The sequence below is a fragment of the Kocuria palustris genome, assembly GCF_007666205.1.
In the GTDB taxonomy this organism is placed as follows: domain Bacteria; phylum Actinomycetota; class Actinomycetes; order Actinomycetales; family Micrococcaceae; genus Kocuria; species Kocuria palustris_A.
Map to the genome: position 1 here is coordinate 79,738 of NZ_VDOR01000001.1, position 24,039 is coordinate 103,776.

The 24,039-nt window shown below is 73.5% G+C and carries 17 protein-coding genes; 4 read left to right on the top strand and 13 right to left on the bottom strand.

The window, feature by feature from the left end; genetic code table 11:
• Positions 1-215 precede the first annotated feature (215 nt).
• Positions 216-1,610: an NCS2 family permease gene (locus FSY66_RS00375; protein WP_260853363.1), complete on the top strand. Its 1,395-nt coding sequence runs from the start codon at positions 216-218 to the stop codon at positions 1,608-1,610.
• Positions 1,611-1,647: 37 nt separating this feature from the next.
• Here FSY66_RS00375 and FSY66_RS00380 read toward each other — a convergent pair whose 3' ends face one another.
• From FSY66_RS00380 to FSY66_RS00390, 3 genes are all read right to left on the bottom strand, one after another.
• Positions 1,648-2,553 (bottom strand): spermidine synthase, encoded by a 906-nt coding sequence (locus tag FSY66_RS00380; protein ID WP_144790179.1) that lies wholly within the window; start codon positions 2,551-2,553, stop codon positions 1,648-1,650.
• A 10-nt stretch (positions 2,554-2,563) separates the two neighbouring features.
• Positions 2,564-2,920 (bottom strand): GNAT family N-acetyltransferase, encoded by a 357-nt coding sequence (locus tag FSY66_RS12485; protein WP_186304327.1) that lies wholly within the window; start codon positions 2,918-2,920, stop codon positions 2,564-2,566.
• A gap of 176 nt (positions 2,921-3,096) precedes the next feature.
• On the bottom strand, positions 3,097-3,447 hold the full coding sequence (locus FSY66_RS00390; protein ID WP_144790183.1) for a thiamine-binding protein: 351 nt from the start codon (positions 3,445-3,447) through the stop codon (positions 3,097-3,099).
• 322 nt (positions 3,448-3,769) lie between these two features.
• Between FSY66_RS00390 and pta the strand changes: the two genes are divergently transcribed.
• Complete coding sequence (gene pta / locus FSY66_RS00395; protein WP_144790185.1) at positions 3,770-5,863, top strand: phosphate acetyltransferase; 2,094 nt, start codon at positions 3,770-3,772, stop codon at positions 5,861-5,863.
• A 98-nt stretch (positions 5,864-5,961) separates the two neighbouring features.
• Positions 5,962-7,191, top strand: a complete 1,230-nt coding sequence (locus FSY66_RS00400; RefSeq protein WP_144790187.1) for an acetate/propionate family kinase — start codon at positions 5,962-5,964, stop codon at positions 7,189-7,191.
• Between the two features lie 112 nt (positions 7,192-7,303).
• Here the strand turns inward: FSY66_RS00400 and FSY66_RS00405 are convergent, their stop codons facing one another.
• From FSY66_RS00405 to FSY66_RS00430, 6 genes are all read right to left on the bottom strand, one after another.
• Entirely contained in the window at positions 7,304-7,807 is a 504-nt protein-coding gene (locus tag FSY66_RS00405; protein WP_144790189.1) for a phosphoribosyltransferase, read from the bottom strand.
• A 62-nt stretch (positions 7,808-7,869) separates the two neighbouring features.
• A complete protein-coding gene (locus FSY66_RS00410) occupies positions 7,870-9,156 on the bottom strand; it encodes a lipopolysaccharide biosynthesis protein (protein WP_144790191.1) in 1,287 nt (428 codons plus the stop codon).
• Positions 9,146-9,913, bottom strand: a complete 768-nt coding sequence (locus FSY66_RS00415; protein WP_144790194.1) for a WecB/TagA/CpsF family glycosyltransferase — start codon at positions 9,911-9,913, stop codon at positions 9,146-9,148. The genes FSY66_RS00410 and FSY66_RS00415 overlap by 11 nt, the downstream gene beginning before the upstream one ends.
• A gap of 39 nt (positions 9,914-9,952) precedes the next feature.
• Positions 9,953-11,011, bottom strand: coding sequence for a prenyltransferase/squalene oxidase repeat-containing protein (locus FSY66_RS00420; RefSeq protein WP_144790196.1), 1,059 nt, complete (start codon positions 11,009-11,011; stop codon positions 9,953-9,955).
• Positions 11,008-12,087 (bottom strand): glycosyltransferase family 4 protein, encoded by a 1,080-nt coding sequence (locus FSY66_RS00425; protein WP_144790198.1) that lies wholly within the window; start codon positions 12,085-12,087, stop codon positions 11,008-11,010. The genes FSY66_RS00420 and FSY66_RS00425 overlap by 4 nt, the downstream gene beginning before the upstream one ends.
• Entirely contained in the window at positions 12,084-13,538 is a 1,455-nt protein-coding gene (locus tag FSY66_RS00430; protein WP_186304328.1) for a hypothetical protein, read from the bottom strand. Before FSY66_RS00430 ends, FSY66_RS00425 begins: the two co-directional genes overlap by 4 nt.
• A 333-nt stretch (positions 13,539-13,871) precedes the next feature.
• Between FSY66_RS00430 and FSY66_RS00435 the strand changes: the two genes are divergently transcribed.
• Positions 13,872-14,537, top strand: a complete 666-nt coding sequence (locus FSY66_RS00435; RefSeq protein ID WP_144790200.1) for a YveK family protein — start codon at positions 13,872-13,874, stop codon at positions 14,535-14,537.
• A 30-nt stretch (positions 14,538-14,567) separates the two neighbouring features.
• Here FSY66_RS00435 and FSY66_RS00440 read toward each other — a convergent pair whose 3' ends face one another.
• From FSY66_RS00440 to FSY66_RS00455, 4 genes are all read right to left on the bottom strand, one after another.
• Positions 14,568-15,959 carry a phenylacetate--CoA ligase family protein gene (locus FSY66_RS00440; protein ID WP_260853267.1) on the bottom strand — a complete coding sequence of 464 codons (1,392 nt, stop codon included), beginning with the start codon at positions 15,957-15,959 and terminating at the stop codon, positions 14,568-14,570.
• A 117-nt stretch (positions 15,960-16,076) separates the two neighbouring features.
• On the bottom strand, positions 16,077-17,462 hold the full coding sequence (locus FSY66_RS00445) for a phenylacetate--CoA ligase family protein (RefSeq protein WP_144790202.1): 1,386 nt from the start codon (positions 17,460-17,462) through the stop codon (positions 16,077-16,079).
• Between the two features lie 126 nt (positions 17,463-17,588).
• Complete coding sequence (locus FSY66_RS00450; protein ID WP_260853269.1) at positions 17,589-21,305, bottom strand: proline dehydrogenase family protein; 3,717 nt, start codon at positions 21,303-21,305, stop codon at positions 17,589-17,591.
• Between the two features lie 203 nt (positions 21,306-21,508).
• Positions 21,509-23,998 carry a polysaccharide pyruvyl transferase family protein gene (locus tag FSY66_RS00455; protein ID WP_144790206.1) on the bottom strand — a complete coding sequence of 830 codons (2,490 nt, stop codon included), beginning with the start codon at positions 23,996-23,998 and terminating at the stop codon, positions 21,509-21,511.
• Positions 23,999-24,039 lie beyond the last annotated feature (41 nt).

The following is a 24,039-nucleotide window of genomic DNA, read 5'->3' on the forward strand; positions in this document are numbered from 1 at the left end:
GGCGCCCTTCTCGAGAGAGCCGCACCATGTCCTCACCCTCCTCGCGCCCTTCGTCGCAGCCCCCCTGGGAGCACGCCGGCGCACCCGTCGAGCACACGGCCCCGGCGAGCGGGCAGCCCGCGCCCCGGTCCGGCCCCTCCGCCGTCGCCGATCCCCCCGGCCGCTCCGAGCCGGGCGGGCGGCCCGCGCCCAAGAACCGTCTGGACCGCTGGTTCATGATCTCGGAGCGCGGCTCGACGGTCGGCCGCGAGGTCCGCGGCGGCATCGCGACGTTCATCGCCATGAGCTACATCGTGGTGCTCAACCCGCTCGTGCTCGGCCTCGGCGCCGACTCCGCGGGCGCCACGCTCGGCGTCGACCGCGTGGCCGCCATGACCGCGCTCATCGGCGGCGTGATGACCCTCCTGATGGGCGTCGTGGCCAAGGCCCCGTTCGCCGTCGCCACGGGCCTGGGCGTCAACGCCTTCCTGGCCGTCACGATCGCCACGACCCCCGGGCTCACCTGGGCGCAGGCGATGGGGCTGGTGATCTGGGCCGGGCTCATCATGTTCGTGCTCGTGCTCACCGGCTTCCGCACCGCGGTCTTCAACGCGGTCCCGGCCTCGCTGAAGTCGGCGATCGTCGTGGGCATCGGCCTGTTCATCGCCCTCGTCGGGCTCGTCAACTCCGGGTTCGTGCGCCGCATGCCCGATGCCGCGGGCACCACCGTCCCCGTGGACCTCGGGGTGGGCGGCGAGCTCATCGGGTGGCCGCTGCTGACCTTCGTGCTGACGCTGCTGGTGACGATCACGCTGATGGTGCGCAACGTGCGCGGCGCGATCCTGATCGCCGTCGTGCTCGGCACGGTCCTGGCCCATGTCCTCGAGGCCGTCGTGCCCTCGGGCTCCTCGGCCGACTCCCCGACCGGCTGGTCGCTCGTCGTGCCCTCGACGCCCACGGGCCTGTTCTCCCTGCCGGACCTCTCCCTCATCGGCGACGCCGATCCCGTGGGGCTGTGGTCCCAGCTCGGCGTCACGACCGTGCTGCTGCTGATCTTCACGATCCTGCTGTCGATCTTCTTCGACGCCATGGGGACCATGGTGGGGCTCTCCGAGCAGGCGGGCCTGGTCCGCGACGGGAAGATCGACAACGTCGACCGCGTGCTGCTCGTCGACGCGGCCGGCGCGGTCGCGGGCGGCGTCGGCTCGGTGTCGTCGAACCAGATCTTCGTGGAGTCCTCGACGGGCATCGCCGAGGGCGCGCGCACCGGCCTGGCCAACGTGGTCACGGGCCTGCTGTTCCTGGCGGCCATGTTCATCACCCCGCTCGTCGAGGTGGTCCCGTTCGAGGCGGTGGCCCCGGCCATGGTCGTCGTGGGCTTCCTGATGGCCAAGAACGTCGTGCGCATCGACTGGGACGACTGGGGCATCGCCGTGCCGTCGTTCCTCACGTTCGTGCTCATGCCGTTCACGTACTCGATCGCCGACGGCATCGGCGCGGGCTTCATCTCCTACGTGTTCATCCGCGTGGTGCAGGGCCGCATCCGGGAGATCCACCCGCTCATGTGGGTGGTCGCGGCGGCCTTCGTGGCGTACTTCGGCATCGGCGTGATCGAGGGCTGGCTCGCCTGAGCCCTGCCGAAAGAGCACTCCCCTGCGCTGCGGCCGCCTACAGCGCAGGAGAGCGCCCTGTCGGCATGCGGGGGTCGCGGCGGGGCGGGGTCGTCCCGGCGAAGGCGCGCACCCAGCTCGCGTCCTTGTGCTGGGCGGGCACCGGATCGATCAGCAGCTCGCGCTCCATGGCCGCGGCCTCCGGGGAGGCGGCCATGGGCAGCGGCGCGTGCGAGGCGGCCAGGACGACGTTGCCGTAGCGCCGCCCCTTGAGCATCGCGGGATCGGCGATCGCGGCGACGTGGCCGAACACCTCCCGCAGGGCGGCGGCCTCGGCGCGGGCGCCCTGGAGGTCGCGGGTGTCGCCCACGTTCAGCAGGTACAGCCCGCCGGGGGCCAGCACGCGATCGACCTGGCGGGCGAACTCGACGGTGGTCAGCGGCTCGGGCGTCACGGCTCCGGCGAAGACGTCGCGGATCACGACCTCCCGGGTGGACTCGGTCAGCGACTCGGTGACCTCCCGGGCCTCCCCCGCACGCACACGCAGCAGCGGGGCGCGGGGCAGGTCGAACCACCCGCGCACGAGCTCGACCAGCCGGGCGTCCAGCTCGACGACCACTTGCCGCGCCTGCGGCCACTGCCAGTGCACCCAGCGCGCCATGGAGCACGCGCCTCCGCCCAGGTGCAGCACCCGCAGCGACGACGGCTCCAGGTGCGCACCCACGTGCATGCGCAGCACCGCGGCCATCCAGCGCATGTACTCGAAGTCGAGCTGGTCGGGGCGGGCGGGATCCACGTGCGAGGACGGGACGCCGTTGACCAGCACGGTCCAGGCTCCCGGGCTCAGATCATCGGGGCGCAGCTCGACGCTCCCCGTGGTGATCGGCCAGGTCCCGGCCTGCAGCGCATCCGGATCCGCAGCTGCCTGCTCGTCCGCTCTGCGGCCCCTGCGCTGTCGACCCATGCGCCTCAGTCTAGGAGCGCCGCATCCGGTAGGTGTCCTGCCCGGACCAGGGGCCGTCGGCGGGGAAGCGCCGCCCGATCTCGCGGAAGCCGTGCTTGCGGTAGAAGGCCTCGGCCCGCTCGTTGCCGCTCATGATCCAGAGGTAGACCGGCTCGTCCCCTCCGGCCGCGGCCTCGAGCAGCCGGGCGCCCAGGCCCGAGCCGTGCGTGCTCTCGAGCGTGTAGAGCTTCACGAGCTCCCGCTCCGGGGCCAGCTGCGGCTCGAGCTCCAGCTCCCACTCCAGCGGCCCGCGGCACAGCGATGCGAAGCCCACGGCCTCGCCGCGCGCGTCCTCCGCGAGCACCACCAGCCGGTCGGGATCCGTCAAGAACTCGCGGTCCTCCGCGGCGATGTCGGCGACGGAGTCCTCGCCCAGCAGGGCCTCGACGAACTCCGCCCCGTACAGCGGCAGATAGGTCTCCCGCAGGCACGCGACGTGCAGGCGGGTCAGCTGCTCGGCGTCGTCGGGTCCGGCGGTCCGCAGCGCGAAGCCGGCCGAGGCGCTCAGGACGACTCCTCGGGAGCCTGACCGGGGCGCCCGCCCTCGAGCTGCTGACGCTGGATGGCGGCCTCGAGGCGCTCGACCTTGCCGTCGATCTCGCCCGTGTGCCCGGGGCGGATGTCCGCCTTGAGCACGAGCGAGACGCGGGGGCCGTAGCGCCCGACGGCCTCGGTGGCCTCCTTCACGACGGCCATGACCTCGTCCCACTCGCCCTCGACCGAGGTGAACATCGAGTCTGTGCGGTGCGGCAGGCCGGAGTCGCGGACCACCTGGACGGCGGCGGCGACGGCGTCGTGGACGGAGCCGGCGGGATTGTCCCCGCCCATGGGCGATACGGAGAAGGCGACGATCATGCCCCCAGCCTAGGCCGACCCGCGGGCATCCGGACAGGCCCGCGGGCGCCCAGGGGGGGGAGCTCGGCCTCGGGCGTCGACTCCGTGCCGGACGCGCCCCGCCCCGGTCGCGACCGCCGCCGCGAGCGGCGGCAGCCGGCGGCGGCCGCGGAAGCGCGGATGCGAATTCCCGGGGAAGCCCGGGCAACCCCGGGCCCGGCGTCGGGGCCACGACCTAGGCTGAGGGGCAGACCGGCCCGTGCGCCCGTCGACGCGCTCGGGACCGGACCGGCTGCGCGCGGGGCGGGGCACGGAGACGACCTCACCGAGGAGGAGCATCCCCATGACCCAAGGCATCTACCTCAGCGCCATGACGCCGGCCGCCGGCAAGTCCCTGATCGCACTGGGCCTGACGGACACCCTGTTCAAGAACTCGGACCGCGTGGGCTTCCTGCGCCCGGTGCACCTGGGCGAGACCCCGGAGCAGGACCCCATGCTCGCGCTCATGGCGCAGACCTTCGAGCTGCCCCCGGAGCGCTGCCGCGGCGCCGTGACCCTGGAGCGCTGCCGCGAGCTGCTGGCCTCGGGGGACCACGACGCCCTCGACTCGGCGGCCGTGGACGCCTATGCCGAGATGGCCGAGCACTGCGACGTCATCGTGGTCGACGGCACCGACCTGCTGGCCCACAACGCGGCCACCGCGGAGTTCGACCTCAACGCCCGGCTGGCCAACGACATGGGCTGCTCGGTCCTGGCCGTCATCGGCGGGCAGCAGGCGGAGCAGCCCAAGGACCTGCTCAACGCCGTCGAGGTCACCCGCACCGAGCTGCGCGACGCCAAGTGCGACATCTTCGCGATCATGGTCAACCGCTGCCCGGCGGACTGGGTCGACGAGGTCGCCCAGAACGCCCAGCGCGGAGCCCACAACCTGCCGGTCTACGTGATCCCGGAGGTCCCCGAGGTCATCAGCCCCACGGTCGAGGAGCTCGTCGAGTCGGCGGGCCTGAGCACCGAGCTGACCGACGTCACCCTGGACCGCGACATCAAGGGCGTGAAGATCGCGGCCATGAACGTCGAGCACTTCCTGGACCTGCTCGCCGACGGCGACCTCGTCATCGCCCCCGGCGACCGCTCGGACGTCCTGATGTCGACCCTGGCCGCCGCGCTCGCCCCGGATCAGGCCACCCCGGCCGGCGTGCTGCTCACGGGGGGCTTCGTGCCCCAGGGCCTCGTCCGCTCGTTCCTGACCGGGGCGCCGTTCCCCGTGCTGACCACCGAGGACGACACCTACACGGCGGCCCATCGCGTGCGCGCGTCCCGCGGCCGCATCGTCAAGGGCGGGCCCCGCAAGACGGCGGCCGCGCTGGGCGCGTGGTCCAAGCGCGTCGACGGCGCCGAGCTCGCCGATCGCCTGCGCCTCGAGCGCCCCGAGCGCCGGACCCCGCTGCGCTTCCTCCACGAACTCGTGGAGAAGGCCCGCTCGGACCGCCGCACGATCGTGCTGCCCGAGGGCGACGATCCCCGCATCCTGCGCGCCGCGGAGATGATCCACCGCCGCAGCTTCTGCGACCTGGTGATCCTGGGCGAGCCCGACGAGGTCGCGCGGCTGTGCGATGCCGAGGGCATCGACCTGGACTTCGAGGCCGACGGGCTCGAGCTGATCGACTTCCGCAACGACGAGCAGCGCCGCGAGCGCTATGCCGATGCCTACGTCGAGCACCGCAAGCACAAGGGCATGGACAAGGACACCGCCCTGGAGCGCATGCTCGACGGCTCGTACTTCGGCACCATGATGGTCCAGCTCGGCGACGTCGACGGCATGGTCTCGGGCGCGGCCCACACGACCGCCAACACCATCCGCCCCGCCCTCGAGTTCGTGAAGACGAAGGAGGGCGTCGGCGTCGTCTCCTCGGTGTTCTTCATGCTCCTGGCCGACCGCGTGCTGGTCTACGGCGACTGCGCTGTGAACCCCAACCCGGATGCGCAGCAGCTGGCCGACATCGCCAAGGCCTCGGCGCGCACCGCCCGCGACTTCGGCGTCGATCCGCGCGTGGCCATGCTGTCCTACTCGACCGGCAGCTCCGGGTCGGGCGAGGACGTCGAGCGCGTCACCGAGGCGACCCGGATCGTGCAGGAGGCCGGTCCGGACTTCCCGGTCGAGGGCCCCATCCAGTACGACGCCGCCGTGGACGCCTCGATCGCCCAGAAGAAGCTGCCCGGCTCCGAGGTCGCCGGCCAGGCCACCGTCTTCGTGTTCCCGGACCTGAACACCGGGAACAACACGTACAAGGCCGTCCAGCAGTCCGCCGGCGCCGTGGCCGTGGGCCCGGTCCTGCAGGGGCTGCGCAAGCCCGTCAACGACCTCTCCCGCGGCACCACGGTCGAGGACATCGTCAACACGGTGGCCATCACCGCGATCCAGGCCCAGAAGGGCTGATCCCCCGCCGGCTCCCGAGCCGCCGCACCCGGCGGCTCGGGCCGCCTTCGGCCGTCCCCGGCCACCCCGACCACCCGCCTCCCCACCGAAGGAGTCCCATGCTCATCCTCGTCGTCAACTGCGGCTCGTCCTCCCTCAAGTACCAGGTGCGGGAGGTCGTCGCCCCCGAGGGCAGCGAGCCCTCGCAGTACACGTCGTCCATGCCCCGCGTGGACGAGCTCGTGAACATCGAGCAGGCCACCCAGGGCGCCGAGGGCGGCGAGGTCCTCACCGAGGGACTGATCCAGAACATCGGCACGTCCGAGGTCGAGAACCACACGCAGGCCCTGGACATCCTGGCCGAGCGCCTCGAGGAGGAGCTCGGCGACCGGACGATCGACGCCGCCGGCCACCGCGTGGTGCACGGCGGCGAGCGGTTCTCCGCCCCGGTGCTCGTCAGCAACGAGATCATCCGCGCCGTCGAGCGCCTGGCCCCGCTGGCGCCGCTGCACAATCCGGCCCACGCCCTGGGCCTGCGCGCGATCCAGCGCAAGTGGCCGCACCTGCCGCAGGTCTGCGTCTTCGACACCGCCTTCCACCGCTCCATGCCGGAGCACGCGTGGCGCTACGCGCTGCCCGAGGAGATGTACTCCGAGTACGGCATCCGCCGCTACGGGTTCCACGGGACCTCGCACGACTACGTCACGGGCGAGGCGGCCCGATTCCTGGGCATCGACCGCGATCGGTTCGACGCCGTGGTGGCCCACCTGGGCAACGGCGCCTCGGCCACCGCGATCAGGGGCGGGAGGTCCTACGACACCTCGATGGGCTACACCCCGCTGGCGGGGCTGATCATGGGCACGCGCACGGGCGACCTGGACCCGTCGATCGTCACCGCCCTGCTCGAGCGCTACCCCGACATGGACGCCGGGCGACTCGACCGGATCATGAACAAGGAGTCCGGGCTCCAGGCGCTGGCCGGGCACTCGGACATGCGCACGGTCGAGGAGCGGGCCCAGTCGGGCGACGAGCGCGCGGAGCTGGCCCTGGAGATGACGGCCTACCGCCTGGCCAAGTACATCGGCGGCTACCACGTGGCCGTCGGCGGCGCGCAGGCGCTGATCTTCACCGCCGGCATCGGCGAGAACGCCGACGGCTTCCGCGAGCGGACGGTCTCGAAGCTGGGCGCACTGGGCGCGAAGCTCGACCCGCAGGCCAATGCGGTGCGCGGCGACGAGACCCGCCGCATCTCCGCCCCGGACTCGGAGCTGGAGATCCTGGTGGTCCCGACCGACGAGGAGCGCGCGATCGCCGAGGCCACCGCCTCGCTGGTCAGCCGGCGGCGCTGAGCCCCTCGGCGGCGCTCGCCCCGCAGGACGAGGAGCCCCCGATGCCGTGACGGCATCGGGGGCTCCTGCTCGCGGGCCTCCCTGCACGAAGGCGGGGCGCCGGTCTGAGGCGTCAGGCGGCGGGGGTGACCGGGGGCTCGTCGGACCAGGGGAAGACGATCCACTCGTCGGTCGACTTCCAGACGTAGTCGGGCTCCACCAGCGAGCGCGGCTTGGAGTAGATGACCGCGGAGCGGGTGTCCGACTGGTAGCCCTTGAGCAGCTCGAGGACCAGGGCCAGCGTGCGCCCGGAGTCCGCCACGTCGTCGACCACGAGGACCTTCTTGGACTGGATCGACTCGACGTCCAGCATGGGGGCCAGCAGGACGGGGTCGGGCAGGGTCTCGTGGACGTCCGTGTAGAACTCGACGTTGACCGCATCCAGCAGCTTGACGCCCAGCGCGTAGGACAGCGCGCCGGCCGGGACCAGGCCGCCGCGGGCAATGCCGATGATGATGTCCGGCACGAAGCCGCTGTCGGCGATCTCCTGCGAGAGCTCGCGCGTGGCGTCGCCGAAGCCCTGCCAGGTGAGGATCTCCTTGTCCTCGACGTCCGTGGAGTCTGCGTGGTAAGCCATGTCCACACTCTAGACCCCGCGTCCGCGCCCCGGCACGGGCCCCGACCCGCCGTGATGGCCGGTCACGCCGTCGTCGCGCCGACGGGCGGAGGGGTGCGGCCCAGCGCGCGCATGTGCAGGACCATCCCGGCTGTCATGGCCCCGGCGCGCAGCGTCTCGCCGATCAGCACCCACCAGGCCATGCCGGTCGCCGTGTCGGTGCCGGCCAGCCACGAGCCGCCCACGACGACGCCGAGCTGCACGGCGCTGATGGCGGTGAAGGCGCGCTCTCCCCCGCCCAGCATCAGCACATTGCTCGAGGCGGAGGTCAGCGCGTTGACGAGGGTCGCCGCGACCATGAGCACGGAGGCCAGCCAGGCGCCCCGGTACTCCGGTCCCAGCAGGTCCACGAGCCGGTCCTCGCCGAGTGCGAGCAGGAAGACCAGCAGCAGGACCGGGATCAGCGCCGAGGCGATCGCGGCCTCCGCGAGCAGCCGGGCCAGCCGTGCACGGTGCCGCACGGACATGGCGATCCGGGGCATGTAGACCGTGGCCACCGCCGAGGTCCCCATGCTGCCGGCGGACTGGACCTTCTGGGCCACCTCGAAGGCCCCGGTCATGGCCAGGGACCGGGTCCCCAGCACGAACATCGGGCCGCGCACGCACAGCGCCGTCAGGGCGGACCCGGCGCCCATCGTCAGCGCCGAGCGCCACGGCACCGGCGCGAGCTCCCCCGGCCCGATCGCGGCCGCCTCGCAGCGGCGGCCGCTCGACGGCGCCAGGCGCCAGAGGATGACCGCGACGACCAGGAAGCACAGCACCTGCCCCGGGATCAGCAGGCCCGGTGCGGCGGCGGAGGCGATCAGCGCGGCGATCAGCCCCAGGCCGGGCAGCACCGCGGACTCCAGGAGCTGCCCGGTCAGGGGCCGCCTGCGGGCGGTGCGCTGGACCAGGTGCAGCCGGGAGGACGCCGAGGCGGCCGCCACCAGCAGGCCCATGACCACCCACTCGCCCCGCCCCCCGCCGAGCTGGACCGCCGCCGCGGCCGCGAGGCCGACCGCGCCGAGGACCAGCCAGATCCGGCGCAGCACGGCGCCGTCGCGGCGGCCCAGGGCCATGGCCTCCTGCGCGCGCCCCTCGTCCCACAGCGGCGACTGGGCGCGCATCCCGGCGACGTCGAGCCCGAAGGTGCCGGCCATGCGGGCCACGAGGGCGATGGCCCAGATCAGCCCGTTGAGACCGACCGCCTCGATCGGGAAGCGCAGGGCGACGACGGCCACCAGCAGCATCTGCAGCACCGCGCCGCCCACCCGGATGGCGAGCACCAGCGCGGACTGGATCCGGGCGCCCTGCAGGCGCTCAGCGGCCACGCGAGACGAGCTCCCGCAGGAGGTACAGGATGAACTTCGTGTTGCCCACGACGTAGCGGCGTAGCATCCTGCGCGGCTCGAGGGCCAGGCGGAAGAGCCACTCGAGCCCCAGCCTCTGCAGGACCTCGGGAGCTCTGCGGGTCCGCCCGGCCACCACGTCGAAGGACCCGCCCACGCCGACGCTCACGCCGACGTCGAGCTGCTCGGCGAACCCGTAGATGAAGTCCTCCTTCATGGGCGAGGGCAGCGCGACGAACAGGATGTCGACGTCGAGCAGGCGGATGGTCTCGGCCATCTCGGCATCCGTCATGCGCTGCCGCCAGTAGCCGTCGCGATGGCCCACGACGTTCGCCCCGCGCGCGGCGAACGCGCGGCGGACCTGGCCGACGACCTCCTCCCGGGCGCCGAGCAGGAAGATCCGCTGGCCCTCCCGGGCGGAGAGCTCGACGAGCCGGTCCATGACGTCGATCCCCGCGACGCGCTGCGGGAGCGGCCGCCCGAGCAGGCGAGCGGCCCAGACCACGGCCTGCCCGTCCGCGCTGACGATCGTGCCGCGGTTGAACTCCTCCCGCTTGGCGGGGTCCTCGATGGCGGCCACGAGCTTGGCCGCGTTCACGGACAGGTGGTTCTGCCCCTTGCCCGTCGCGATCATCTCCCGCAGCCGGTCGATGGTCTGATCCATCGTCAGCGCATCCACGCCGACGCCCATCACGTCGGTGCGAGGCGCCGCGGCCTCGTGCCGCATCTGATCCGTCATCGGTCTCCCCCCAGAGTCCGTGTCGGGCAGCCGCTCCGGCTATGCCCAGGAGGCCAGCGCGACAGCCGCGTGGCCCTGATTCCACCGCATGTGCGGAAGCCCCCTGCCCCCGCTGCGGAAGCCCCCGTCCTCGCCCTGCAGGCTCAGCAGGTGCCGCACCGCCGGACCCGGATCCGGCGTCTGCCAGCCGCGCTGCGCCGCGCGGGCCAGATAGCCGACCGTCGTCGCGACGTTGTGCACGTCCGTGGAGGCGTGCCGGTCGTCCGCGTAGTACAGCGGAAGGCCGTCCGGGCTCAGGCAGCGCTCGTTCCAGAACGCCGCGCCCCGGGCGGCCGCATCCCCCGATGGGAAGCCCATCTGCTCCAGCGCCCGGAGCGAGTCCAGGTTGTAGATCGTGTGGAAGCTGTCGATCCACTCGAGCCCCGGGCCCTCTCCGTACGGCCAGGAGCCGTCCGGCGCCTGGGCGCGGACCGTGCGGTCCACCGCCCGGCGGATCGGATCCGGGTCGCCCCCGAGCCGAGCCAGCGACTCCGCCGCCAGGAGCGACCCATTGTGCACCAGCCGGTCCGAGGTCGTCGTGTACCGGAAGTGGCCGGACGCATGGAACTGCCCCTCGAGCCACTCGCGCACCGCCGGGGAGACCCGCTCCAGCCGCCCGGCCGCCTCGAGGGCCCGCAGCGCGAACGTCACGGCGATGACGTTCGGGCTGCCGGCCGGGTAGAAGGCCCAGCGGGTCTGGACGTCGAACTCGTAGCCCCAGGGCCCGGGCCCGCGCTCGTCGATGATCCGGTCGGCGAGCTCGCGCGCCGTCGCCGCGTCGCCGCGCAGGGATGCCGCCGTCGAGAACAGCGCCAGGCCCTTGGTCATGCGCACCGGCGGCACCCGCGTGACGGTGCGCAGCCTCCGGCCCAGGCGCTTGTGGGCCTGCACCCAGACCTGCCGGGGCGCCCGGCCCCGCAGGACCCGGGCGCACGGGGAGAGCAGCCCGTCGTAGGGATCCGTGCCCGCGTAGTCCCGCTCGTGCGCGAATGCGACGGCGCGGCGGAGCGCGTCGTCGACCTGCGCCTGCAGCCGGGGTTCGAGCCGTGGCGGGGTCATCGTCGCCGTCCTGTCGTGCTCGCCGCGGCACCGGAGGCCTGTTCGAGGATGTCGTCGAAGCGGCCCCGGTAGCCGGCCAGGGTGTAGCCGGCCTCCCAGGTCCGCCGGGCCGCGACCGCCAAGCGGTGCCGGGCGGCGGGGTCGTCGAGCACGTCGCGCAGGGTCTCTGCGAGCGCGGCGGAGTCGCCCACGGGCACCAGCCGGCCGTTCTCGCCGTCGTCGATGACCTCCGGGACGGCTCCGACGGGCGTGGCGATCGGGGCCAGTCCCCAGGCCATGCCCTCGAGCAGCGACAGCGGCAGGTTCTCCGCGCGGCTGGGCAGCACCAGGACCTGAGCGCGGCGCAGCTGCTCCTGCAGCTGCGCGGGCTCCAGCCACCCGGTCAGCTCGACACGCGGGGCGGCCTCGACCGCGGCGCGGATCGAGCCGTCGGGATCGTCGAGATCGCCGGCGAGGACCAGGACCGCATCGCGGCCGGCGCCGATCCGCCGCCAGGCCTCGACCAGCTCGGGGGCGCCCTTGCGCGCGCCGACCCGGCCCGCGAACAGGACCCGCACGGGCTCGGAGTCGGGCCGTCGGGGGGCCTCCTTCGGCCCCGGCACGGCATTCGGCAGGACGGCGATGCGCCCGGCCTGCACGCCGAGCCGGTCCTCGACGAACCGCGCCCATCCCTCCCCCAGGACGATCACCCGCTCGGCGCGGCGGAACATGCCCCGGACGGCCCGGCGCCCGAGCCGCCCCCGGCCCGCGAGGAAATCGGCGTAGCCGCCGCCGTGGAGGTGCAGGACGTACGGGCGGCGCCGCAGCCCGGCCAGCGCCGTCAGCACGAGCTTGCGCCAGGTGCTGCCGTGCGAGGAGACCGCGAAGACCCGGACCTGCGCGGCGGACGGGCCGAGGCAGCCGGCCGCGCAGCGCAGGAAAGCGGCCAGCCGGACCGGGCGCGAGCCGGCCGCGCCTCCCGACTCCACGAACTCGAGCGCCGTGCGCTCGGAGCTCGTCGCCTGCAGGTTGGCGGCCATGACGCCGATCCCGCCGGCCGAGCCCGGCCCGGGCCCGATGACTGCGCCTGTGATCATGGCGTCCTCTCCCGTGCCTCGTCGGCCGCCGCCCAGGGCGCGGTCCTGGCCCGCACGTGCTCGCGCTGCCGAGGACCGCCGCGCAGGGCCCGGCGGCCCATCCGCGGCTCCGTGCTCAGCGCCAGGCACAGCCCCGCCGCGGCGAACGGCAGGCCGTACATCGGCGGCGAGACGAAGACCGGGGCGACGACGGACTCGATCAGCAGCTCGGCGAACCACGCCACCGTGACCGCGCCGATCCAGCGGCTGTGCCCGTCGGTCGCGGTGCGCATCATCCGCCACCCCGGCGCCACGAACATCACGAGCGCGCCGATGTAGCAGACGGCCCCCAGGATCCCGGTCTCGGCCAGCGGGGCCGGCCAGAAGGTGTCCGACAGGAAGCCGCCCATCTCCCCCTGGCCCATGCCGTGGATCCGCTCGTAGCCCAGGTCGGTGTAGATCGGGCTGTAGTCGTCGGAGGCGGTGAACGAGGCGAACCGGCCGAAGCCGACGCCCAGCGGGAAGGAGGCGACGGCCAGCAGGGCCCCGTCGATCGTCATCCGGATGCGGGCGACGCGCTCCCAGTCGGTCGTGTACTCGGCCACCGTGCCCTGGACGACGGCCATGAGCGGCTCCCACGCGAGGACGAGGCCCACGGGGAGCAGGACGGCGATGCTCGCGAGGTACAGCCCCCGGGGATGCGGGACGGCCGCGCGCACGCCGAGGGCGGCGACGAGGGCCGCGACGATCGACTTGCGCCGGAAGGCCGCGATGCAGGCCAGCCCCGTGGCGATCATCAGGCCGAGGGTGAAGGGGGTGCGGCGCACCAGCGTGCGATAGAGGAACACGGCCAGGAACGCCAGGGCCATGGTGGTGCCGAGGCCTACCGGGTGGTCGAAGGGCCCGGTGAGGCTCGAGAACCCCCCGCGCTCGCTGACGGCCTCCGTGCGCCCCACGAGCTCGTTCCACGGTCCGGGGGCGGCGGCGTTGAGCGCGCAGACGAAGAGGATCACGACGATGACGGCCGCTCCCGCGGTGGCGATGCGCGGCAGGTCGCAGCGGCGCCAGTCCAGCTGAGCCGCCGCGAAGCCCAGCGCCGGGCCCTTGACGAAGAGGAACGCCCCGGTGAGGGCGGTGGGCCACGGCACCGCCTGGACCGCCGCGCTGATCAGCCCGAGCAGGACGAAGGCGAGCAGGAACCAGAGCGCGGCGAAGAAGCGCAGCGACCCGCGGTCCAGCAGCCTGCGGCAGCAGGCGATCCCGACGGCCAGGACGACGGCCAGCTCGTCGCCGTAGTTCAGCACGGCGGCGCCGCCGACGGTCCCAATGGTCTGGGAGATCATCGAGTAGACGATGATGGCGCCCAGGGCGGCCTTGGGGCGCCGCAGGCCGACCCGCAGGATCCAGCCGAGCGCGGCGAGGACCGCGATCCCGAGCAGAGCCCAGGACACGACCGGGACTGCAGTCTGCACGCGCGCTCCTTCCCCCGGGACGGCCCCGCGCCGTCGGACGGCCGGCACCGGGAGGCATCCCCCGCCGTCGCGGTGCGGCCGATTCGCGCGCCCGAGCCGCTCCCCAGCGGCGGCGCGCAGGCTCATGATGTCATGCGCCTCGGCGGATGACGGCCCGCGGGGGCCGATGTCCACTCTTCTTCTGCAGAGTCATCGAATTGCTCGGGGGCCTCCCGGCGGCCCCGCCGGATTAGGGTGGGCGCCGAGTCGGATCCCGCGGCGAGCCGCGGCCTCCGGCCGCCGCCGCGCCCTGGGGAGGGCCGGCGACACGACCTCGGGGGGGAGCACCAGATCATGCAGACCAGCAGACGGACCGATGCCCGGCCGCGCACCGACGGGGCCGAGCCCATGGTCACGGATGTCTCCGTCGACCAGCTCGGCGCGGCCCTGCGGCGGCGCTGGTGGGCGCCGCTGATCGGCATGCTCCTGGGCCTCGGCATCGCCCTGGGCCTGGCGTCCTCGGAGCCCCCGCAGTACGAGTCGGCCACGACGGTCCTGGTCCACGCGGGCACGGCCGACGACACGGCCGCCGAGCGGCTGGCCGCCGAGGAGCTCGCGATCTCGCGCACCACGACCTACGAGGCGCTGGGCGAGTCCCTGGTGGTCGCCGAGGCCGCGAAGGGGGAGCTCGGGACCGACGAGTCCGCGGCGGCCCTGCTGGAGAAGGTCTCCGTGACCGCCACGCCGAACACGACGGGCCTGGAGATCACGGCCGTCGGGGAGTCCGCGCAGGATGCGAATGCGCTCGCCGGGGCCTGGCGCCATGCGCTCGCCTCGGTGGCCGAGACCAGCGCGGAGGACTCCGAGGTGACCATCGAGCCCGCCGGCGATCCGACCATGCCCGAGGCGGCCTCCGGGCTGAGCAGGACGACGATCGGCGTCATGGGAGCGGCGGTCGGCCTGCTGCTCGGCCTCATCGCCGCCGTGGCGACCACGCGGCCGCGCACCGAGCTGCGCTGAGCCCTCGGCCCCGTCCCGGGCCTGCCCTCATCAGGCCCAGGTCGCGGTGATGCCCTCGACGTTCTGGTCCACGATGCGGTCCTTGCCGCCGGGCGGGATCTCCAGGCGGTCCACGAGCTCGAGGCCCAGCTCGACCTGGCCCGCGGTCCGGTGGCGCATGACGCCGTAGAACTCCTGGAGGGCCTCGTCGGTGGCCGTCGACGACGGCTCGACCCGCAGGGTCGCGTGCCCCGGGACGTCCTGCCGGAAGCGGAAGCGGCGCACGCACAGGAACTGATGCCCGTGCACGTTCAGCGAGGTCGTGGCGAAGAGCGAGCCGTCGGCGCGGATCAGCCCCTCGCGGCCGCGGCGCGAGCGGATCTCCCGGAAGGTGGGCTGCCCCCACGGGTCGGTCCCCACGCGCTCGGCGGAGTCCCCGGTGTCGTAGCGCAGGAACGGCTGCCCGCGGATCATCAGCCCCGTGGTGACCAGCCGCCCTCGCTCGCCGGGCCCGACCGGACGCCCGTCCTCGTCGAGCAGCTCCGTGATGCCGTAGAGGGGCGCCGGGCGGAACGTGCCGCCGGGGTCCATCGGGGCGAAGCACGTCCGCTCGCTCAGCCCGTAGAAGTTCGAGATCCCGGCATGCGGGAACACGCGGCGGAGGATCTCGTGCTCCCCCGGCGTGTACTCCTCGGAGACGGCCAGGATCCCGCGGATGCGCAGCCGCCAGTCGTCGTCCGGCAGCTCGTCCTCGATCAGGCGGGCCATGTAGCTCAGCCCCGACGGGTAGCCGTGCAGATAGCGGATGCCGCGCTCGCGCACCCACCCCCAGTGCTCCCGGATGCGCTCGGGCGACAGCGCCTGGACCCGCAGGATCAGCTCGCCGGTCACGCGCTGCAGGTGGTGGTCCGCATCATCCGGCAGCTCGGCGGCGCCGCGCAGGAAGAGCCGCCAGTCGTCGAGCTCGTAGCCCGTGGCCCGGTGCCAGGCGTCGTAGACGTAGGCCCACTCCGCGGCCCCGCGCTCCCGATCCAGGTGGAAGAGGATCGGATCGCCCGAGGTCCCCGAGGTCGCGGTGAGCTGCACGCGGTCCCGGGGCACGGTCAGCATGCGCAGCGAGTTCTCGGACAGCGCCTGCCGCGTCAGCACCGGGAGCCGGGACAGCCGCTCGAAGGCGGGGGCCCCGGTCTCGCGCAGCGCGTCGTACCCCGGCGTCGAGCCGTAGTAGTCCGTCCCCGCGGCATCGTCCAGCAGCTCGGCGAGGCGCCGCTCGCGCTCCCGGGCGCCCCAGGACGGGACCGTCCGGGCCTTGCGGATCTCGCGCACGGTGGCCTTGAACACCGGACCGTAGCGCAGCGACGGCGGCACGGCTCGGACGATGGGCGCGAACCTCTCCCGCCGGCCGGCGGGCAGGTGCGCGATCGACTCACGCAGCGATCTCAAGCTCTCCCCTTCGATCGGATCCCCCGGCCGGAGCCGACGGGATCATCGCCTTCGACCTCGGGGGCCTCTCCTCGACCCTACGTGTTCATCCGCAAACTCTCCATGCGATTGCAGAGTTCAGGCCCACGTGCTGACGACGCCCGGGATGTTCTGCTCGATCAGCCGTTCCTTGCCGCTGCCCGGCAGCTCCAGCGCGTCGACGAGCTCGAGCTGCGCCTCGATGCCCCGGCCGAGCCGGGCCCGCATGACGCGCATGAGCTCCTCGAGCTGCTCCGGGCCGGAGCCCGGCGCCTGCTCGACGAGCAGCGTCGCGCGGCCGGGCTCGTCCTGCCGGATGCGCAGCCGCCTGACGCAGCGGGACTCGGGCTCGGTGATGTTGAGCAGCGTCGCCGGCAGGAGGGACCCGTCGCGGCGCACGAGGCCCTCGCGACCGCGCCGGGAGCGGATCTCCCGGAAGGTCGGCCGCCCCCAGGGGTCGGTGCCCGCGCGCTCGGCGGAGTCGCCCGTGTCGTAGCGCAGGAACGGCTGCCCGGTCAGCCGCAGCCCCGTGGTGACGAGGCGGCCGCGCTCCCCGATGCCGACCGCCCGCCCGGCTTCGTCGACCAGCTCCGCGACCCCGTAGAGCGGCTCGGGGTGGAACACCCGCCGCTCGTCCATGGGCGCGAAGCACGTGCGCTCGCTGAGGCCGTAGAAGTTGGCGATGCGCGCGTTCGGGAACGCCCGGTCGAGGACCTCGGTCTGCGCCGTCGTGAGCTCCTCCGAGACCGTGAGCAGCCCCCGGATCTCATGCCGCCACTCGTCCTGCGGCAGCTCGGTCTCCAGCAGGCGCGCCAGGTAGGTCAGCGCGGACGGGAAGCCGTGCAGGAAGCGGATCCCGCGCTGCGAGGCCAGGCCCCACTGCTCCTGCACCCGCTCCGGGCCCAGTGCCTGCACGCGCAGGACCACCTCCCCCGTCGAGCCCTGGACGAACCAGTCGGCGCCGCCCGGCAGCTCGGCGCCGCGCAGGCGCAGCCGCCAGTCGCGCGGGTCGTAGCCGGCCGCCCTGTCCCAGGCGCTCAGGACGTAGGCCCATTCCCCGGCGCCCCTGGCCCGGTCCAGCCGGAAGACGATCGGCTCCCCCGAGCTGCCGGAGGTCGACACGACCTCGACCCGGCTCTCGGGGACGGTCAGCATCCGCCCGGAGTTCTCCGACAGCTCCTCGCGGGTGAGGATCGGCAGCCGCGAGAGCCGCTGCATCGGCGGCAGGCGGCGATCGCGGAGGGCCTCGTAGCCGGCTGCCGAGCCGTAGTAGTCGGTTCCGGCCGCGGCGTCGAGCAGCGACTGCAGCCGGCGGTCGCGCTCCTCGCGGCCCCAGGAGGGGATGGTGCGGGCCTTGCGGATGTCGCGCTGCGTCTGCCGGAACACCGGTCCGAGCTTGAGCCGCGGCGGCAGATGCCGCGCCAGCCCTGCGACGCGCTCGCGCTGCTCCGGGGGCAGGTGGGCGATGGTCTCCCGCAGTGACATGTCGGCTCCCCTCCGTGAAGGCGCCGATCGGGCCGCCGCTGCTCAGCGGCGACCCGATCGGTCCCTGTTCTCGTCCTTGCCGGACGATTATCCACGCCGGGGTGCCGATGGGAGCACCCCGCCGCCTCAGCCCATCAGCTCGTCGCGCAGGCGCTGCATCTCGCCGAAGCTGTTGCCGAAGCGGTGCAGCGTGATCGACACGGCCTGCTCGTGGAGCATCTCCTGGATCTCCACGCGGGAGGCGCCGACCACGGGGTGCATGAGCACCGCGACATCCGGCGTGGCACCCAGCTCAGCGACCAGATCGGGATCCTCGCCGACCATCTTGATGCGGGCTCCGACGCCGAGCTCCAGGACCTCGGGATCCGATGCCTCCTCCGCGGCGGCGGCGGCGCCGCTGCCGAAGGGCAGGCGGTTCCGCAGCTTCTGCACCGTCGAGCGCTGCTGCTGCGCCGGCTCGGGCGCCGTGCGCGCGGAGGTGCGGGCCCCGAGCAGGCGGCGGTCCTTCGCCTGGGCGCGGAACGCGGCGTCGTCGAGGGCCGGCAGCACCTGGGTGAACAGCGCGCGCACGGACCGGGGCAGGGCCTCCAGGACCGCCGGGGCGGCCGAGAGGGTGACCTCGGAGCCCGAGCGGGCGGCGGCCAGGCCCACGCGGATCACATCGGTGATCGGAGCGTCCTCCGCGGCGCGCACCACGATGTCGCGGGGGCGGTAGCGGAAGATGTTGGCCTCGCTGCGCAGGCCCGTCGGGTCCTTGGCCACGCCGAACTCGGACTCCCAGGCCCGCTGATCCGCACCGGCGCAGGCGCGCAGCCAGGTCAGATCGGTCTCGGGCAGCGCCTTCAGCACGTCGGCGTCGCCGAGCACCTCGCGCACGGCCGGGAGCAGACCCGGCTGCCCCTCGACGGCCTCGGCCTCGCGGAAGCCGGACTTCTCCCACCGGCCCATCTGCGTGAGGTAGTTCGGCCCGCCAGCCTTGGCCCCCAGGCCCACCGACGACTTCTTCCAGCCGCCGAAGGGCTGGCGCTGGACGATGGCGCCCGTGATGCCGCGGTTGACGTAGAGGTTGCCGGCCTCGACGCCCTCGAGCCAGGTGCGCACCTCCTTGACGTCGAGCGAGTGGATGCCCGCGGTCAGGCCGTAGTCGACGGCGTTCTGCCACTGCATGGCCTGCTCGAGGTCCTTGGCGTGCATGAGCCCGAGCACGGGGCCGAAGACCTCGGTCTCGTGGAAGAACGAGCCCGGCTTGACGCCCTTCTTGATGCCCGGGCGCCACAGGCGGCCGGAGTCGTCGAGCTGCTGCGGCTCGAGCAGCCACTCCTCGCCCTCGTCGAGCTGGGTCAGCGCGCGCATGAGCTTGTCGTTGGGCTGCTCGACCGTGGGGCCGACGATGGCCTGGAGGTTCTCGGGCCAGTCCACGACCATCGACGACGCGGCGTCGAGCAGCTGCTTCTCGTAGCGCTCGGAGGTCGCGACCGACCCGACCATGATGCCCAGCGACGCGGCCGAGCACTTCTGCCCGGCGTGGCCGAAGGCGCTCGTCACCAGATCCCACACCGCCTGGTCGCGGTCCGCGGCCGGGGTGATGATCAGCGCGTTCTTGCCCGAGGTCTCGCCGATGACGGGGCGGCCGCTGCGCCAGCCGCCGAACAGCTCGGCGGTCTCGTAGGCGCCGGTGAGCACGATGCGGTCCACGCCCGGGTGGCTCACGAGCGCCTTGCCCGTGTCGCCCTCGACGGCGTCGACCAGCTGCAGGACATCGCGCGGGACGCCGGCCTCCCAGAGGGCCTCCATGAGCGCCGTCGAGCAGCGCACGGTCTGCGGCGACGGCTTGTGGATCACGGCGGCGCCGGCGGCCAGCGGGGCCACGGTGGAGCCGGTCGGGATCGCCAGCGGGAAGTTCCACGGCGGGGTGACCAGATCCAGGACGTCCGGATCGAACTCGGCGCCGTCCACGGTCTCGAGCTCCTCGGCGTGGCGGGCGTACCAGCGGCAGAAGTCGATCGCCTCGGAGACCTCGGCGTCGGACTGCACGAAGGCCTTGCCGGTCTCGGCGGCCACGACGGCCATCAGGTGGCCGCGCCGCCCCGCCAGCACGTCGGCGGCGCGGTTGAGGATCTCGGCGCGCTCGCGGGCGCCGCGCTCGCGCCAGCCCTTGGCCGCGCTGCGGCCGGTCTCGACGATCTCGGCGACATCGTCCAGGCCGAGCTCCGGCGGCGTGGGCAGGCCCTCGTACCAGGCCCGGTCCGTGACGAGGTCGCGCAGCTCGAGCGCCCACTGCTGGTTCGCGGGCAGGGAGATGTCGGTGTCCGGCTCGTTGCGGAACGGCTCGTCCAGCGGCTGGTGGCCGCGGTAGTCGGCCTCGCGGCCGGCCGCCTCCTGGGTGCGGTCCTGCATGCGGTGGGGCAGCGGGGCGGACTCGCCGCCGAGCTCGAGCCCCTCCTCGAGGAGCTGATCGACCGCGGCGCGGAAGCGGCCCTCCTCGCGCCGGAAGATCTCGTTGCCGGGCTCGATCTCGAAGATCCCCGACATGAAGTTCTCGGACTCGGCGTTCTCCTCGAGGCGGCGCACCAGGTAGGCCACGGCCACGTCGAACTCCTCCGGGGACACGGCGGGCACGTAGTACAGCACGCCCCCGACGTCGTCCGAGACGGCCATCGACTGCTCGGCGGCCATGCCCTGGAGCATCTCGAACTCGATGCGCTCCGTGACGCCGCGGTGCTGCGCGAGCAGGCGCGCGAAGGCGATGTCGAAGATGTTGTGCCCGGCGACGCCCAGGCGCATCCCGCGCAGGCGCTCGGGGGTGAAGGCCCAGGCGAGCACGCGCTTGTAGTTGGCGTCCGTGGCCTGCTTGGTGGGCATGACGGCCACCGGCCAGTCGTGCATCTCCGCGTCCACGCGCTCCATGGGCAGGTTGGCGCCCTTGACCAGGCGGATCTTGATCTGCGCACCGCCGTCGGCCACGCGACGGGAGGCCCACTCGGAGAGGTGCTGGACGGCGCCGAGCGCATCGGGCAGGTACGCCTGCACGACGATGCCCGCCTCGAGGTTCTTGAGCTCGGGGCGCTCGAGCAGCGTCGTGAAGACCTCGGTGGTGAGGTGGAGGTCCGAGTAGACCTCCATGTCCAGGTTGATGAACTTGGTGCCGGCCGGGGCGTCGGCCGCCTTGCGGTACAGCGGCAGCAGGCGCTCGACCACGCGCTCGACCGTGCCGTCGAAGCCCCAGTGGGACAGCTGCGGGACCACGGAGGAGACCTTGATGGACGCGTAGTCCACGTCGTCGCGCGCCAGGAGGCGGTCGACGTCGTCCAGGTGCTTGTCCGCCTCCGCGAGGCCGAGGACCTCCTCGCCCAGGAGGTTGATGTTCAGGGCGTCGCCGCGCTCGGTGATGTGCTCGACGGCCTTGCCGAACGGGCCCGGGCGGGAGTCGACCACGAGGTGGCCGACCATCTGGCGCAGGCGCGCGCGGGCGATCGGGATGACGACGGCCGGGGCCAGGTGGCTCATGTAGCTGCCGCCGAGGATCTGCGAGCGGTCGAGCCCGGACAGCGACTTGGGGGCGATCCCCGCGATGCGCTGCAGGGCCTTGGCCGCGGCGGCGCTGTCCTCGGTGCGGATCACGCGATCCACGAAGCCGACGGTGAAGTCGAGGCCGTTGGGGTCCTTGAGGATCGCGGAGAGGCGGTCGGCGGCATCCGACTCCGCAGCGCCCTCCTCCGAGAGCTTCTGCGCCTTGCGCATCCATGTGGTGGCCTGCTCGACGGCAGGATCGACCAGGGCCGCCAGATCCGCCAGCTCGGCGGGACGGCCGTCGAGGGTGTTGTCAGTGTGAGGGGTGACCAAGAGTCTGTTCGCTTTCATACACATGCTGCACGCAGTGACCGTGGCACTCCCACGGTCCTCGGCCACGAGTCGGGGGCACTCACCTGGATCAGGGCGCTCATGGGCCGATGATCACACTCTACGAGACGCGCCCCACACCGCGCACTCCGTGCGCATGCTGATGAATCTCGCCGGCCAGACGCGAACCGCGCCGCGGCTCCGCCTCAGCGGCGGCGGAAGGCCCACGGGGCGATCCGGCGCAGGGTGCGCCCGACCCTGCTGACCAGCGAGTGCTCCTTGATCCGCTGCTCTGCCTCGAGGATCCGCTCGCGCTCGCGCTCCAGGTCGGCCAGGATGCGGCGGTTCTGCTCGAGGATCTCCCGCTGACCGGATTCCAGCGCCTCGAGCCGGCCGTGCAGCTGCTGGAACTCGCGGGCCATCCACAGCGGCAGCCCGATCCCGTTCTGATCGGTCCACTGCCGAAGATGACGCTCCCGCACGGCCAGATCGTGCAGGCCGTGCTCGTCTCTCGCGGCGAACATCGAGTTGCCCTCGACCCCGGCAGCCGTCGGGCGCTGGTGCCAGAAGGCCAGCGCGGGCCCGTCCAGGAACCCGATCGTCGCGGACTGGGCCGTGCGCAGGTGGAACTCCCAGTCGCCGACGGCCGGCAGGGACTCGTCGTAGTCCCCCACGAGCCCGTGCAGGCGGCGGCGGTAGAGGAAGGAGATGGGCACCCCGCGGTTGATGCTGAGCAGATCGCTGAGCGTGATGGAGCGCTGATCGGCCCAGAACGGCGCCCGCCCGGTCTCCCGGATCGACGGCCGGCCGTCCGAAGCACCGGGGGCCGCGCCGCCGTCCGATCCTGCTCCCGCCTCCGCTGCCGTGCCCGTCCCCGTTCCGATGATCTCCTCGTAGACGATCTCGGTGCGCGCCATGACGCCGATGTCCGTGCACGACGGGCGCTCCAGGAAGGCGACCGCGCGCTGCAGGAACCGGGGGTCCCACGTGTCGTCGTCGTCGTGCACGACCACGAACTCGCTGTCCGTGGCCCGCAGCCCGCGGTTGGAGGCGGCCTCCATGCCCACGCCGCGACGGTGGCTCAGGATCTCGCAGCGGCCGCGGAACCGGTCGGCGCGGGCGTCCACGAGCCGCTGGACGGGCTCGGGATCGCCGCCGTCGTTGACCACGACCAGCCGCCAGTCCGCCAGGGTCTGGGCCAGGACGTCGTCGAGGGCGCGCTCGAGCAGCAGCGGCCGGTCCCTGGTCCGCATCACGACGGCGACCGAGGCCGGCGAGCGCGGAGCCACGTCGGCCACGGGATCCGTCCAGTCCCGGCGCAGGGCGCGGGAGAACTCGGTGCCGGCTCCGGCTGCCGGGATCTCCGGGACCGCCGAGGGCCCGGGCAGGGCCCCCGAGAGCCCCACGAGCACCCCGTCCCACCACGCCGCGCACGTCTCGCGCACGGCGGCCCGGCGGGCGAGCAGATCGGACGAGGACTCGCGCCGCCCCTCGACGGCCTCCTCGGTCCAGCGCTGGGCGGCCTGGTGGGTGTCCCAGGCGGCCTCGCGCGGCGTGATCAGCGCCGCCAGGGGGACCACCTGCCCCGAGATCCCCCACGTGCGGCAGGCCCCGTCCATGCGGACCTCGGCGTAGCGGTCCGCCGCGATCGGCAGCACCGCAGCGCCCCCGGCCAGGCCGAAGACGAGAGGGTGGTAGCGCGAGGTCACCACGTAGTCGGCCGTGAGCATGCGGCGCACGCTGTCCGCGGCATCCTCGATGGGGCGCTGCACCGCGTGGCTGCGCATGCGCGCCGCCACCCGGCGGTGGAACCGCTCGTCGCCGTCGTGCTCGCCCGGCCGCGCCAGGTGGGGCACGAGCTCGACGACGCCTCCCGTGCGGTGGACCAGGGCGTCCAGCACGACGGCGTAGACCTCCGCGGCCTCGTGCTCCTCGAACGGGCCGGCCCCCGGGGCGAAGGTCGCGACGATGCGCGGCGCGGTGGGATCCTCCGCCGGGGCGTCCGCGCCCGGGGCGGGGGCTGCCGGGGTCGGAGCGGCCTCGCCGAGCGCCGTCGAGCCGCTGGGCGCGTTCCACGGCCCGGCCAGGACGTCGAGGGCCCAGCCCACGGAGTCGTCCGGGCAGGCGCGCAGCCCGGGATGGCCGGGGCACAGCTCGCGGGCCAGGCGAAGGGAGGCGGGGTCGCGCAGGCCCACGAGCACGGCCGCCTCGAGCATCCGCGCCAGGACCGGACGGTCCCGGGCCGAGAGCTCCGGGCCGAGCGTCTGCCCGCTGATGACCACGGGCAGCCCCAGCGAGCGGGCGATCTCGACCGCGGCCGCCCGCTCGGAGAGCAGCCACCCGTAGCGGGAGTTCAGGTTGCCGCCGCCGGCGATCAGGAGGGCGTCCACGCCGCGCAGGGCCTCGATCAGCTCGAAGACCTGGTCCTCCGGCGGCAGCGCGTCCGTGCGCCCCGAGACCACCGCGCGGATCTCCTCGAGGTAGCGCGCGCGGTCCTCCGGGGGCCACGGGAACTCGAGGGTGCGCACCGGCACGACCGACTCGAAGCGGGCCGCCGTGTGCTCCGGATCCCGACTGAGCAGCACCGGCTGCTCGATGCCCCGCGCCTGCAGCGCGGCGACGGCGGCGTGGCCCATGGCCTCGTCGCCCACGTGGTAGTCGATCTGCCCGACGTCGACCAGGATGGCTGCCTGCATGGCGACGATCCTCCCACAGGACCCTGCGCCCCTCCTGGCCG

What these genes read in the sequence shown, in the direction of transcription:
- FSY66_RS00375 (WP_260853363.1), top strand. Translation starts at nt 216, where the DNA reads ATGATCTCGGAGCGCGGCTCGACGGTCGGCCGCGAGGTCCGCGGCGGC.
- FSY66_RS00380 (WP_144790179.1), bottom strand. Translation starts at nt 2,553, where the DNA reads ATGGGTCGACAGCGCAGGGGCCGCAGAGCGGACGAGCAGGCAGCTGCG.
- FSY66_RS00390 (WP_144790183.1), bottom strand. Translation starts at nt 3,447, where the DNA reads ATGATCGTCGCCTTCTCCGTATCGCCCATGGGCGGGGACAATCCCGCC.
- pta (WP_144790185.1), top strand. Translation starts at nt 3,770, where the DNA reads ATGACCCAAGGCATCTACCTCAGCGCCATGACGCCGGCCGCCGGCAAG.
- FSY66_RS00400 (WP_144790187.1), top strand. Translation starts at nt 5,962, where the DNA reads ATGCTCATCCTCGTCGTCAACTGCGGCTCGTCCTCCCTCAAGTACCAG.
- FSY66_RS00405 (WP_144790189.1), bottom strand. Translation starts at nt 7,807, where the DNA reads ATGGCTTACCACGCAGACTCCACGGACGTCGAGGACAAGGAGATCCTC.
- FSY66_RS00415 (WP_144790194.1), bottom strand. Translation starts at nt 9,913, where the DNA reads ATGACGGATCAGATGCGGCACGAGGCCGCGGCGCCTCGCACCGACGTG.
- FSY66_RS00420 (WP_144790196.1), bottom strand. Translation starts at nt 11,011, where the DNA reads ATGACCCCGCCACGGCTCGAACCCCGGCTGCAGGCGCAGGTCGACGAC.
- FSY66_RS00425 (WP_144790198.1), bottom strand. Translation starts at nt 12,087, where the DNA reads ATGATCACAGGCGCAGTCATCGGGCCCGGGCCGGGCTCGGCCGGCGGG.
- FSY66_RS00435 (WP_144790200.1), top strand. Translation starts at nt 13,872, where the DNA reads ATGCAGACCAGCAGACGGACCGATGCCCGGCCGCGCACCGACGGGGCC.
- FSY66_RS00445 (WP_144790202.1), bottom strand. Translation starts at nt 17,462, where the DNA reads ATGTCACTGCGGGAGACCATCGCCCACCTGCCCCCGGAGCAGCGCGAG.
- FSY66_RS00455 (WP_144790206.1), bottom strand. Translation starts at nt 23,998, where the DNA reads ATGCAGGCAGCCATCCTGGTCGACGTCGGGCAGATCGACTACCACGTG.